The organism is Streptomyces phaeofaciens, from assembly GCF_014648915.1.
Taxonomy (GTDB): Bacteria; Actinomycetota; Actinomycetes; order Streptomycetales; family Streptomycetaceae; genus Streptomyces; species Streptomyces phaeofaciens.
The window spans coordinates 61,116-73,147 of record NZ_BMSA01000033.1 but is presented as its reverse complement, the minus strand read 5'-3'; the positions used below and the strand labels follow the sequence as shown (position 1 = coordinate 73,147).

Sequence of the window (12,032 nt, the reverse complement as noted above, 5' to 3'; positions counted from 1 at the left end):
ATTCCCACAGCACGCCGAATACCGTAATCAGGGCGTCCGGAAGTCGCGCCCGCCATGCACGCGAGGCAGAGTGAGAAGAAAGGGCGCGCAGAAACGTGGCGGCCTCCTCCCACCGTCCGCGCCGCTCAAGGCAGGTATCGTGAGCCGACTGCGTGTCCTCGCAATCCTCGTGGCCGTACTGGTGCCGTCCTTCATGACGGCCCTGGACAACACGGTCGTCAATGTGGCCCTGCCCCGGATCCAGGCCGAACTCGCCTTGAGCGAGGCCGATCTCAAATGGGTTGCGGCCATTTACCCTCTCACCCTCGCCAGCCTTCTGCTGCTGGGCGGGCATCTGGCGGACACCGTCGGGCGGCGTGCGACGCTCTCGCTCGGGGTCGCCCTGTTCACCCTCGCGTCGGTCGGGTGCAGTACGGCGCCCTCGGGGACGGCGCTGATCGCCTGCCGGGGGCTCCAGGGAGCGGGCGCTGCGCTGATCCTGCCGGCCGCGCTGGCGATCCTGTCGCACGATCTGCCGCCTCGCGCGCGCAACGCGGCGTTCAGCGCCACCACCGCGGTGCTGGCCACCGCGCTGGCCTGCGGCCCCGTGGTCTCCGGCGTCATGACCCAGCACCTGGGCTGGGAATCCGTGTTCGCCATGAACATGCCGCTGGGCTGCGCCAGTCTCCTCGTCGGCTTCCTCGTCCCCCGGCCCGGACCCTCGCCCCGCGCCGCGTCCACCCCCTCGGCCACGCTCTCGCTCCGCGTCGTCGCACTGGCCTGTTGCTCGCTGGCGGCCCTCGCCTACTGCCTGATCGAAGGTCCTGAGCAGGGTTTCGGCAGCATGCGCTTCGCCACGGCAGCGGGAATCATCGCCGTATCGGCCGCCGGCCTTTCCTACGAACTGACATCGCGCCGGAACACGGTACTGCGACTCCTCTTCCGGCAACGCCCTTTCGTCGGCGGAATCCTCACTCAGCTGCTGTGGGGTCTGAGCGTGAGCGGAGTCTTTTTCTTCACGTCCCAGTTTCTTCAGAACGGCCTCGGTCTCGCCCCGACGCCGGCCGGTCTGGCATTCATTCCCGTGGCCCTTTCCCTGATCGTCACCACCCCGTTCATCGCCCGTATGGCGCGCCGCTGGGGAGACGGCCGGATGACCGCCGCGGGTCTGCTCCTGGTCGGTCTGGGGTTGCTGATGGCCGCGCTGGGCAGTTCCGGAGGAAGCCTTGTCCCTATTCTGCCCGGCCTTTCGGCCATCGGCTTCGGCTCCGCCCTCGCCATTCCGATGACCACCCGAGCCCTGGAATCCGCACCCGATCACCTCTCCGGAATCGCGGCCGGATTGTTCAGCGCCGTCCGTGAGGCGTCCGGAGTCGTCGGGATCGGGCTGGTGGGCGCCATCGTGTCGTTCGTGGACCGGGCCGCGGCCGCGGCCGGGGCCGACGACGCGGACGCCTTTCTCTCCGGCTACCAGGCCGGTCTGTGTGTGGCGTCGGCGCTGGTCGGGGCCGGGGCCCCCGTCGCGTTGTGGGCGCTGCGACACCGCGGAGGCACACCGGCAGGCGGCAGGGAGGCGCCCGCGTTCACCTCGAAGCCGGGATCGTGACGGGTCGGGCCCGCCCGAGGTGAACATGGCGGAATCCAGGGGGCGTTGCGACCGAGTCCCCGACCTTTTGGCGCACTTCGGCCGGGTCGAGGTGCGCTTCAACGCGATCAGGTGGGCCGGCCCCCGGATGAACCCGGAGAATGATCGAGGGGCCGTTTCAGATCTCTCTGAAACGGCCCCTGACCTGCGACTTCGTAAAGTCGGGACGACAGGATTTGAACCTGCGACCCCTTGACCCCCAGTCAAGTGCGCTACCAAGCTGCGCCACGTCCCGTTGCCCGTCTGACCTGGGATTTCCCCTGGCCGAACGCGCATGGAAACAATACCGCACTCGGGTCGGTGGTCGCGCACCCGTTTGTCGGGGCCGGCCGGCCTCACTCCCCCGTCGGCAGGCCCAGCTCCGGGTACGCCTCCAGCAGCCGGGTCGAGGCCGCCTGCCGCCAGGAGTCGGCGAGGATGTCGCGCAGCTCGTCCTCGTCCTCGACGGCCGCCAGCCGCGCCCGCACCCAGGCGAACTGGGCCTCGTGGTCCGCGATCCAGAACTTCGCGGGCTCGGCGAGCACCAGTTCGTCGCGCTCCTCCTTGGGGCAGCGCACCGCGAGGGACGTCTCGTCCTCCGGGAGGGTGGCGAACATCTTCCCCGCGACCCGGAACGTGGGCATGCTCCAGGCGATCTTCTCCGTGGTGTCCGGCAGGGACAGGGCGATACGGCGTACGTCTTCGGCGTCGGGCATGCTTCGCACGGTAGCCGCTGCCACTGACAGTCATCCCAGGTCGATGCGGGCGATCTGCTTGTAGTAGAGGCTGGTCGGCCGGAGGACGCCCTGCGGGCTCGCCGCGTACGCGGGGATCACCCCGGCCCGGGTCCAGCCGGTGGCGCGGTAGAGGCGCTCGGCGGGGCTGTCGGTCTCGGTGTCCAGGTGGAGCAGGGTGACCCCGGCGGCGACGGCGGCCCGCTCGGCGGTGTCCAGGAGACGGCGGCCGAGGCCCTGGCCGCGCATGTCGTGGTGGACCATCAGTTTGACCAGCTCGGCCCGGTGGCGGCTGTTGGGTTTGCCGGGGAAGGCCAGGCTGACGGTCCCGACGACCCGGCCGCCGTCATGGGCCGCCCAGACGGCGAGGTGTCCCGCGGCCACCGCGTCGGCCCGCTCCCGCCACCAGGCGACGGCCTCGGCGCGGTCGAGGGGGGCGAGGAAGCCGATCGAGGCGCCGCCGGCCACCGTGTCCACCAGCAGATCGGCGAGCCCCTGCGCACGGTCGAGCAGCCGGGCGGCGTCGAGACGGACGGCCGTCATGGCAGCACCACCGCCAGCACGTACCGCGCCTCGATGTCGTCCGCACACCGGAACCGGGTCGGCCCCCACACCCGCAGCCGCAGGCAGTCGCCGGCGCCGAGACGGTGCCGGACGTCCTGGGCGGTGACCTCCAGGGCGCCCTCCAGGACCCAGATGTGCTGTTCGAGACCGGGCACGGGCGGCCGGTCGTAGGCGATGTCGGCGCCCGCGGCGAGCCGCCCCTCGACCAGCTCGCCGCGGAACGCGGGGTGCGGCGGGGACACCGAGCGCCGGACGAATCCGGAGGCCCTGTCCTCCCAGACGGGCTGCTCGTCGGCGCGCAGCAGCGGGGCGGGCTCGCCCTCGACCTCGCTGAGCAGCCGGGACATGGTGCGTCCGTAGACCTGGCACAGGCGGTTGAGCAGCGCGGCGGTGGGGCTGATCTCGGCGCGCTCGGCCCGGGAGAGTGTGGAGCGGCTGATGCCGCTGCGCTCCGCCAGCCCCCCGAGGGACCAGCCGTGTTCGGCCCGCAGGGCGGCCAGCCGGGCGGCCAGCCTGATGTCGACGGCGTCCGGCACCGCCTCTTCGACGTGTTTCATATCCGGGACGTTATCCCGTATATGAAACAGCGAGGTTACGCGCATCTCACGCACGGGCCACCTCGCCGAGCGCGTCCAGCACAGGACGGATCAGCGGATGCTCTTCCGCGCCCCGCCGGACGGCCGCGAAGACCCGGCGGGTGGGGGCCGCCCCGTCTATCGGGCGGACGACCACTCCGGTGAGGTCCATGCCGCGCAGCGCCGAGCGCGGCACGAGCGCCACGCCCGCGTCGGCGGAGGCGAGCGCGACGACCGCGCGGAAGTCGTCCGACGAGTGTTCGAGCCTGGGCTGGAATCCGGCGTTCTCGCAGGCCAGGACCACCACGTCATGGCAGGGGTTGCCGGGATAGGGGCCGATCCACGAGTCCTTGGCCAGCTCCGCCAGCGGCACCTCGGGGGCGTCGGCGAGGCGGTGGGTGACCGGGACGACGGCGTCGAACGGCTCGGCGTACAGCGGGATGTGCGCGAGCCGGGGGTCGTCGGCGGCCGGGGCCCCGCGGTACTCCACGGCCACGGCGACGTCGACCTGCCGGTCCAGGACCATCGGCAGGCTCGCATCGCCCTCGGCGTCCTGGACGCGGATCCTTATCCCCGGCGCGGTCCGGGCGAGCCGGGCCACCGCGGGGGCGACGACCAGGGCGATACCGGTCGCGAAGGCGGCGACGGTGACCGTGCCGGCCTCCCCCGAGCCGTAGGCGGCCAGTTCCGCCTCCGCCCGCTCCAGCTGGGCGAGGACCACATGGGTGTGGGCGAGCAGGATCTCGCCGGCCGGGGTGAGCCGTACGCCCTTGGCGCTGCGTTCCACCAGGCGGTGGCCGGTCTCCTGCTCCAGGGCGGAGAGCTGCTGGGAGACGGCGGAGGGGGTGAGATACAGCGCGGCGGCCGCCGCCGTCACGGTGCGGTGGTCGGCCACCGCACGGAGGATGTGGAGCCGCCGCGCTTCGATCATGGGATCGATTATCGCAATATGTCGGGGCCGTCCGGGCCACTCGGTTCCCGCGGGCCTCGCGGGCCTCGAAGGACCCGCGATTCCCGGGGCCCGCTCAGCCCTCCGGCTCCGCTCAGTCCTACCGCGCCGCTCAGCCCTCCAGCTCCGCGCGGGCCGCCACGAAGGCGTCCACCGCGCGGTCGACGTCCTCGGTGGAGTGGGCGGCGGACAGCTGGACGCGGATCCGGGCCTGGCCCTGCGGGACGACCGGGTAGGAGAAGCCGATCACGTACACCCCGCGCTCCAGCAGCAGCTCGGCCAGCCGGCCCGCCTTCGTCGCGTCACCGATCATGACGGGCGCGATGGCGTGGTCGCCGGGGAGGATCTCGAAGCCCTCCTCGGTCATCCGGCGGCGGAAGAGCGCGGTGTTCTCGGCGAGCCGCACCCGCAGGTCGTCCGCCGACTCCAGCAGGTCGATGACCTTCAGGGAGGCCGCCGCGATCACCGGGGCCAGCGTGTTGGAGAACAGGTACGGGCGCGAGCGCTGGCGCAGCAGGGCGACGATCTCGGCGCGGGCGGCGACATAGCCGCCGGAGGCGCCGCCGAGCGCCTTGCCCAGGGTGCCGGTGATGATGTCGACGCGGTCCATGACGCCGTGCAGCTCGGGGGTGCCGCGGCCGCCGGGGCCGACGAAGCCGACCGCGTGGGAGTCGTCGACCATGACCATCGCGTCGTAGCGGTCGGCGAGGTCGCAGATCTCACGCAGCGGGGCCACGTAGCCGTCCATGGAGAACACGCCGTCGGTGACGATCAGCCGGCGTCGCGCGTCCGACGCCTCCTTCAGCTGGGCTTCCAGGTCGGCGAGGTCACGGTTGGCGTAACGGAAGCGGCGGGCCTTGGACAGCCGGATGCCGTCGATGATCGAGGCGTGGTTCAGGGCGTCCGAGATCACCGCGTCCTCGGGGCCGAGCAGCGTCTCGAAGACACCGCCGTTGGCGTCGAAGCAGGAGGAGTACAGGATCGTGTCCTCCTGGCCGAGGAAGCCGGAGAGCCGCGCCTCCAGCTCCTTGTGCACCTCCTGCGTCCCGCAGATGAAGCGCACGGACGCCATGCCGTAGCCCCAGCGGTCCAGCGCCTCGTGGGCGGCCGCGATCACCTCGGGGTGGTCGGCGAGGCCGAGGTAGTTGTTCGCACAGAAGTTGAGGACCTCGCCGGGACGGCCGCCCGCGGTGACGGCGACGGTCGCGGACTGCGGGGTGCCGATGACGCGCTCGGGCTTGTGCAGACCGGCGGCGCGGATCTCGTCGAGGGTGGCGCGCAGGTCGTCGCGCACGGAGTCGAACATGGGAGAAGCTCCTAAAGTGCCTTCGCCGAAAGGGAGTTACGCGGTCCAGTCGAGGATGACCTTGCCGCCGCGGCCGCTCGCCGCGTCGGCGAACGCCGCCTCGAAGTCGCGGTGGTCGTACCGGCCGGTGATCACGGGGGCGAGGTCGAGGCCGCCCTCCAGGAGGACCGACATCGCGTACCAGGTCTCGAACATCTCGCGGCCGTAGATGCCCTTGATCGTGATCATCGAGGTGACGATCCGGGCCCAGTCGACCGGGAACTCCTCGGCGGGCAGGCCGAGCATGGCGATCCGGCCGCCGTGCGTCATGTTGGCGATCATGTCGCGCATGGCCTCGGGCCGGCCGGACATCTCCAGGCCGATGTCGAAGCCCTCGCGCAGGCCCAGCTCGCGCTGTCCGTCGGCGACGGACCCCCGCGAGACGTTCAGGGCGAGGCTCACCCCGATCTTGCGGGCCAGCTCCAGCCGCTCCTCGCTCACGTCGGTGATCATGACATGGCGGGCGCCCGCGTGCCGGGCGACGGCGGCGGCCATGAGGCCGATCGGCCCGGCACCGGTGATCAGGACGTCCTCGCCGACCAGCGGGAAGGACAGGGCGGTGTGCACGGCGTTGCCGAACGGGTCGAAGATCGCGGCGACGTCGAGATCCACCGGCACCCGGTGCACCCAGACGTTGGACGCGGGCAGCGCCACGTACTCGGCGAACGCCCCGTCCCGCCCGACACCGAGCCCGACCGTGGCCCGGCACAGGTGGCGGCGCCCGGCGAGACAGTTGCGGCACTTGCCGCAGACGAGGTGGCCCTCGCCGCTCACCCGGTCGCCGACCGCGATGTCGGCGACGTCCCGCCCGGTCCCGACGACCTCGCCGACGAATTCGTGCCCGAGCACCAGCGGGGTGCGGATCGCCTGCTGCGCCCAGCCGTCCCAGGCCCGGATGTGCAGGTCGGTGCCGCAGATGCCGGTCCGCAGGACCTTGATCAGTACGTCGCCGGGTCCGACCGTGGGCTCCGGGACGTCCGTGAGCCACAGCCCGGGCTCCGCCTTCTCCTTGACCAGCGCCTTCAAGCTGCGGCTCCTGTGGTGAGTTCCCGGGCGCGGGCAGGCCGAAGCGCCCCGCGTCAGGGGAAGGGGTGTGGATGCGAACAGCAATCTGCCGCATTCCGCCCACCCCGGTCCATCGAGCTTTTCTTAAGCGCCGCGTCAGCTTTCCTTAAGCACCCGCCCCGGCGGCCGGCGTCCGCCCCTGGAGTCGTACGGCGAGGTCGGCGGCCGTGGCCTTGATGGTCTCCAGCCCGGCCTTCCCCCAGGCCCGGGGCGCGAGGTCGGCGACGCACACCGTGCCGAGGACCAGGCCCGCCGAGTCGATCAGCGGGGCGCCGAGGTAGGAGCGGATGCCGTACTCGTCGACCAGCGGGTTGCAGGCGAACCGCGGGTAGTCGCCGACGTCCTCCAGGACCAGCGCCTTGCGCCGGACGACGACGTGCGGGCAGTAGCCGTACTCCCGGCTCAGCCGGCGGCCCACCGCGGGCTTGCCGCCGCGGGCGGCGCGGCCCCCTTCCGGGGTGTGCAGTCCGGCGAAGAACTGCCGTTCCTCGTCGAGGAAGTTGACCATGGCGTACGGCGCGCCGGTCAGCTCGGCGAGACGGTCCGCGAAGGCGTCGAGGGCGGGCTCCGGCTGTTCCCCGAGGCCGAGTCGGCGCAGCCTCCGGGTGCGGGCGGGAGCGTCTCTGTCCTCCGGCGTGAGCAGCAGCCGACCGGCCGGGCGCGGCGGGTCGTAGCTCATCGCCGGTCTCCGTCGCTGTGGGCGTGTGGCATGTGCGGCTCCGGTGGGTCGGGGACAGGGGGGGTCACATATGGGCGCCGCGGCTGGGCTGGGGCGCCGCGGGGGTGTGGGCGATGAGGTGGCGGACCAGGGTGAGCAGGGTCTGGACGCCGGAGGCGGAGATCCGGGCGTCGCAGCGCACCACGGGGACGCCGGGGTCCAGATCGATGGCGGCGCGCACCTCGTCGGGGCTGTACCGGTGGGCGCCGTCGAACTCGTTGATGGCGATGATGAAGCCGAGGCCTCGTTCCTCGAAGAAGTCGACCGCCGCGAAGCACTCCTCCAGACGGCGGGTGTCGGCGAGGATGACGGCGCCGAGGGCGCCCTCGGACAGCTCGTCCCACATGAACCAGAACCGTTCCTGTCCGGGCGTGCCGAACAGGTACAGGACGTGCCGCGGGTCCAGGGTGATCCGGCCGAAGTCCATGGCGACGGTCGTCTCGACCTTGTTCTCGATGCCGTCGAGGTTGTCGGTCGCGGCGCCGACCGTGGTGAGCAGCTCCTCGGTGCTGAGCGGTGCGATCTCGCTCACGGCGCCGACGAACGTCGTCTTGCCGACTCCGAAGCCGCCCGCGACGAGGATCTTCAGCGCGGTCGGAAAGGGGTCGGGGCCGTCGTACGCGTCGCTCTCAGAGCTGTCGTCGTAGTCCATCGAGCACTGCCTCCAGTAGGGCCCGGTCGGTGGGGTTGTGGTGGAACTCGGGGGGCTTGGTGGTCACGGCCCCGCAGTCCACGAGGTCCGACAGCAGCACCTTGGTGACCACCGCCGGCAGCTTCAGGTGAGCGGCCACCTCGGCGACCGGGACGGGAGCGCGGCACAGGTCGAGGGCCTGCGCGTGCTCGGGGCCGAGGTAGCCGAGGGGAGTCACTCCGGTGGCCATCACCTGGGACATCAGGTCCAGGGCGACGCTGGGTTCGGTCCGGCCGTTGCTGACCGTGAACGGGCGCACCAGGCGTCCGGCCGCGTCGTCGAGCCAGGGCCCGTCGCCGGCTGCCGCCACTCTCAAGGTCCCGTCACCGACGGTTCGACGGCGTGCTGCCGGGGCGCGGTCATCAGATACGGCCGGACGCTCTTGACCAGCATGGACATCTCGTAGCCGAGTACGGCGGCGTCGGCCTCGCGGCCGGCCAGCACGGCGAGACAGGTCCCGGAGCCGGCGGTGGTGACGAACAGCAGGGTCGAGTCGAGCTCGACGACGACCTGCCTGACGTCCCCGCCGTCCCCGAAGCGGACGCCCGCGCTGCGGCCGAGGGAGTAGAGGCCCGAGGCCAGGGCCGCCATGTGGTCGGCGCTGTCGGGATCGAGGCCGTGCACCGACTTCACGAGTCCGTCGCACGAGAGCAGCACGGCGCTCGTGGTGTGCGGTACGCGCTGCACGAGACCGCTCATCAGCCAGTCGAGATCGGATACCTGGCCGGTCGGCGCGTCGCTCGCCATGGTGGATCGACTCCTTGGGGTACGAAGGTCTGCGGAAGCGCGGGTGGGGGTGATCACGCTGGTCATCCGGCGGATGCGCTCCCGTCGTGCCGAGGGGTGGGGTGGTCGGTGCCGGCACCGTCTCCCGGTGCGGCCAGCCCGTCGCGCACGCCGTGGGCCCGGGGGGACACGGGCGCGTGCGAGGGCGTCGCCTCGGATATGGGGGACGTCGGGGTGGTGGGTACGTCCCTGGAGTACGTCGGGGTGGTGGACACGTCCCTGGAGTACGTCGGCGTGGTGGGTACGTCCCTGGAGTACGTCGGCGTGGTGGGTACGTCCCTGAACGGCGACGGGGTGAGGAAGGACGGGGCCGGGCGTCCGTCCGGCACGGGGGTGCGGGCGGGCGTCGAGGGACTGTCCGGCGCGGGGGTACGGGCCGGGTGCGCGGGGCCGTCCGAGGCGGGCCGGGGGGCCGGGGTGGAGAGGTCGTCCGCCGTGGAGCGGCGGGCGCGGGCGGAGAGGTCGTCCGTCATGGGTCGCCGGGCCGCCGGGGTGGAGGGGGCGTCCGGTGCCGGGTGCCCGGCCGGGGACGGGGGCGTCGGTGCCGGGTTCGACGCCGTCCGCAGGACCGCTTCCAGGGCGTCGGAGACCGGGTACGAACTGTGCTCCAGGGCCTCCCAGGCGGGGAACGACCCCGACTCCATGCCCTCCGCCTCCAGGCTCTGCTGGGCCTCGGCGAGACCGATGCCCCGCTGGAAGGCGGCCATCAGCCCGGGGTCGTGGCCGACGGGCTGTTCGTCGTCCTGCCGGGGTGCCGGTCCGCCGCGCAGCTGGGGCGCGATGTGCTCCTGGGCACGGCGGCGGGGCAGCTGGGGCTTGCCCATGGTGCCGCGCACCGCACCGCTCCGCGGGACGGGCACGATGCCGGCGTTGCCCTCGACGACGGGCCGGTCGGCGGGCCGGATGCCCGGCACCGCCTCCGCCGGATTGGCCCGCTCCGGGTACGCGCCCCGCACGGGCAGCGGGGTCGCCCCCCGCTCGTTCGAGGACGCCGGATCGTGCCGGGCCGACGGGGACGAGAGGGCGGACGGCTCCACGGGACCGTCGCCCCCGGGCCTCCCGGATCCGGGCCGGGCGTCCCGGTGCGGGACCCCCGCGGTGGCGGCCGGGTCGTCCGGTCCGCCGGTACGGGGAGCGGGCCCCCGGCCGGACGCGGTCGCCGCCGTCGCCGCGGTGCCCGGTGCGGGCGTCACCGGCCGGTCCCTGCGCGGCAACCGGGCGGCGGTGCCGGCCGGGTCGGGCCGCGAGGCGGGGAGCTGGGGCTGGTGGGGCGACCGGTGCCCGGCGGGGGCTGTGCGCCGCTCCGGCGGGCGCGGTGCCCCCGCCGCGACAACGGGTCGTGCTCCCGTGCCCGACCCGTTCACGCTCTCTTCGCGCCGGGGCGCGACGGCGTGCCGTGCACCGCCGGTGGTGTCGCCCGCCCCCGTGGCGGACGGCACCCGGTCGACGCCGGGTACGCCATGGGCCGGCGTCTCGGTCGACCGCGGGTGCGGCGCCCCGCCGCCGGTGTTCTCCCGCCCCTGCGGGACGGCGAGTCCGGGCGCCGGGCCGAGCAGGTCCTGCGGTACGACGAGCACCGCCTGGACCCCGCCGTAGATGTTGTTCTGCAACCGGACCCGGATGCCGTGCCGGCGGGCCAGCTGGGACACCACGAACAGGCCGATGCGGCCGTCGGCCAGGAGGCGGCCGACGTTGACCTGGTCGGGGTCGGCGAGCAGGGCGTTCATCCGGCTCTGCTCGTCGACGGGCATGCCGAGCCCGCGGTCCTCGACCTCGACGGCGAGCCCGGAGGTGACGAGGTTGGCGCGCAGCAGCACCTGGGTGTGCGGCGCGGAGAACACCGTGGCGTTCTCGACGAGCTCGGCGAGCAGGTGGATGACGTCGGCCACGGCGTGTCCGCGCAGTTCGCCGTCGATCGGCGGGACCAGCCTGACCCGTGAGTACTGCTCGACCTCGGCGATGGCCGAGCGCAGCACCTCGGTCATGGAGACGGGGTTGCTCCACTGCCTCCGGGACACCGCCCCGCCGAGCACCGCGAGGTTCTCGGCGTGCCGGCGGATGCGGGTGGCGAGGTGGTCGACGTGGAACAGCCCCTTGAGCAGGGCCGGGTCCTCGATCTCGTTCTCCAGCTCGTCGAGGATGGAGATCTCGCGGTGCACGAGCGACTGAAGCCGTCGGGCGAGGTTGACGAAGACCTCCAGCTTCTGTTCGCTCCCGGCGTGGCTGGACAGCTGGGAGGCCTGGACGACGGCGCCGACGGCCCCGTCGTGCGCGCGGGCGAGGTCGGCGGCGAGCAGCTCGAACTCGTCGGCGTCACCGGGCGGCCCGCCGCGTGTCTTGCGCGGGGGCGGCGTCTCTCCGCGGCGCAGCGCGTCGATGAGTGCGCGCAGGTCGGCCTCGCCGCGCGCGCTGTGCCGGCGCAGGGCGGCGACGCGGTCGCTGACGGAGCGGGCGGCGCGGTCGGCGGCCACGGCGGCGACCACGATCCCCACCCCGGTCACCGCGACCGCTCCGGCCAGGACCGCCCACAGGGTGGCGCTGGGGCGGGCGCCGGTGGAGCGCACGGTGAACAGCACGGCCGCGCAGGCGCTCAGGGCGACCGCGGTCGGCGGGAGCACGGCGAGTCGCAGCAGCTGGGGCCGTATGTGTGTCTCGGCCGTCGCGGGTACCGTGCGGGCGGCGGGCCGCCCGTGCCGCCCGCCCTCACGGCGGTCTGCGCGTACGGCCGGTGCGCGGAGGTGAGACATCGGTGTCCTCGTACTGGGGTCCGTCGGGCCTGGTGGCTCGCGCAGGGTGCGCGGCCCGGGCATGCGCCATCGCGGTGTCGGTCGCGAGGGCCGAAGAATTCGGCCCCTCGTTGCCCGACGGACACTCACAGTAGTCGCCAACGCATCAGGTGCGGTGGGCAGTTGACAAAGTCCCCCGTGCAGCGTCCCGCTCTGGTATGAGCCTTCGCACGACAGACCGATACCGCGACCACCCTCGGCGCCCAGCTTGGAAAG

The 12,032-nt window shown here is 72.9% G+C and carries 12 protein-coding genes and 1 tRNA gene; 1 reads left to right on the top strand and 12 read right to left on the bottom strand.

Annotated elements, in window-relative coordinates; genetic code table 11:
* The first annotated feature begins 169 nt into the window (after positions 1-169).
* Positions 170-1,585 carry an MFS transporter gene (locus IE275_RS38420; RefSeq protein WP_189717317.1) on the top strand — a complete coding sequence of 472 codons (1,416 nt, stop codon included), beginning with the start codon at positions 170-172 and terminating at the stop codon, positions 1,583-1,585.
* 200 nt (positions 1,586-1,785) lie between these two features.
* Here IE275_RS38420 and IE275_RS38415 read toward each other — a convergent pair.
* The 12 genes from IE275_RS38415 to IE275_RS38360 form a co-directional block, all read right to left on the bottom strand.
* Positions 1,786-1,859: transfer RNA gene (locus tag IE275_RS38415), tRNA-Pro, on the bottom strand.
* A 100-nt stretch (positions 1,860-1,959) separates the two neighbouring features.
* Entirely contained in the window at positions 1,960-2,319 is a 360-nt protein-coding gene (locus IE275_RS38410) for an MmcQ/YjbR family DNA-binding protein (protein WP_189717316.1), read from the bottom strand.
* Between the two features lie 30 nt (positions 2,320-2,349).
* Positions 2,350-2,880 carry a GNAT family N-acetyltransferase gene (locus IE275_RS38405; protein ID WP_189717315.1) on the bottom strand — a complete coding sequence of 177 codons (531 nt, stop codon included), beginning with the start codon at positions 2,878-2,880 and terminating at the stop codon, positions 2,350-2,352.
* Positions 2,877-3,458, bottom strand: coding sequence for a helix-turn-helix domain-containing protein (locus IE275_RS38400; RefSeq protein ID WP_189717314.1), 582 nt, complete (start codon positions 3,456-3,458; stop codon positions 2,877-2,879). The genes IE275_RS38405 and IE275_RS38400 overlap by 4 nt, the downstream gene beginning before the upstream one ends.
* 46 nt (positions 3,459-3,504) lie before the next feature.
* Entirely contained in the window at positions 3,505-4,407 is a 903-nt protein-coding gene (locus IE275_RS38395) for a LysR family transcriptional regulator (RefSeq protein ID WP_189717313.1), read from the bottom strand.
* 130 nt (positions 4,408-4,537) lie between these two features.
* The gene (locus IE275_RS38390; RefSeq protein ID WP_189717312.1) at positions 4,538-5,731 is read right to left on the bottom strand and encodes a glycine C-acetyltransferase; all 1,194 of its coding nucleotides are present in this window, start codon (positions 5,729-5,731) and stop codon (positions 4,538-4,540) included.
* Between the two features lie 36 nt (positions 5,732-5,767).
* On the bottom strand, positions 5,768-6,796 hold the full coding sequence (gene tdh / locus IE275_RS38385; protein ID WP_189717311.1) for an L-threonine 3-dehydrogenase: 1,029 nt from the start codon (positions 6,794-6,796) through the stop codon (positions 5,768-5,770).
* A 145-nt stretch (positions 6,797-6,941) separates the two neighbouring features.
* Positions 6,942-7,514, bottom strand: coding sequence for a GAF domain-containing protein (locus IE275_RS38380; RefSeq protein ID WP_189717310.1), 573 nt, complete (start codon positions 7,512-7,514; stop codon positions 6,942-6,944).
* A 64-nt stretch (positions 7,515-7,578) separates the two neighbouring features.
* Positions 7,579-8,205, bottom strand: a complete 627-nt coding sequence (locus IE275_RS38375) for a GTP-binding protein (protein WP_189717309.1) — start codon at positions 8,203-8,205, stop codon at positions 7,579-7,581.
* Positions 8,183-8,554: a DUF742 domain-containing protein gene (locus IE275_RS38370; RefSeq protein WP_189717308.1), complete on the bottom strand. Its 372-nt coding sequence runs from the start codon at positions 8,552-8,554 to the stop codon at positions 8,183-8,185. Before IE275_RS38370 ends, IE275_RS38375 begins: the two co-directional genes overlap by 23 nt.
* Positions 8,555-8,556: 2 nt before the next feature.
* Complete coding sequence (locus IE275_RS38365; RefSeq protein WP_189717307.1) at positions 8,557-8,991, bottom strand: roadblock/LC7 domain-containing protein; 435 nt, start codon at positions 8,989-8,991, stop codon at positions 8,557-8,559.
* Between the two features lie 62 nt (positions 8,992-9,053).
* Positions 9,054-11,777 (bottom strand): sensor histidine kinase, encoded by a 2,724-nt coding sequence (locus tag IE275_RS38360; RefSeq protein WP_189717306.1) that lies wholly within the window; start codon positions 11,775-11,777, stop codon positions 9,054-9,056.
* Positions 11,778-12,032 lie beyond the last annotated feature (255 nt).

Coding starts and splice junctions, on each gene's coding strand:
- IE275_RS38390 (WP_189717312.1), bottom strand. CDS start 5,731: ATGTTCGACTCCGTGCGCGACGACCTGCGCGCCACCCTCGACGAGATC.
- IE275_RS38360 (WP_189717306.1), bottom strand. CDS start 11,777: ATGTCTCACCTCCGCGCACCGGCCGTACGCGCAGACCGCCGTGAGGGC.
- IE275_RS38405 (WP_189717315.1), bottom strand. CDS start 2,880: ATGACGGCCGTCCGTCTCGACGCCGCCCGGCTGCTCGACCGTGCGCAG.
- IE275_RS38410 (WP_189717316.1), bottom strand. CDS start 2,319: ATGCCCGACGCCGAAGACGTACGCCGTATCGCCCTGTCCCTGCCGGAC.
- IE275_RS38375 (WP_189717309.1), bottom strand. CDS start 8,205: ATGGACTACGACGACAGCTCTGAGAGCGACGCGTACGACGGCCCCGAC.
- IE275_RS38400 (WP_189717314.1), bottom strand. CDS start 3,458: ATGAAACACGTCGAAGAGGCGGTGCCGGACGCCGTCGACATCAGGCTG.
- IE275_RS38395 (WP_189717313.1), bottom strand. CDS start 4,407: ATGATCGAAGCGCGGCGGCTCCACATCCTCCGTGCGGTGGCCGACCAC.
- IE275_RS38380 (WP_189717310.1), bottom strand. CDS start 7,514: ATGAGCTACGACCCGCCGCGCCCGGCCGGTCGGCTGCTGCTCACGCCG.
- IE275_RS38365 (WP_189717307.1), bottom strand. CDS start 8,991: ATGGCGAGCGACGCGCCGACCGGCCAGGTATCCGATCTCGACTGGCTG.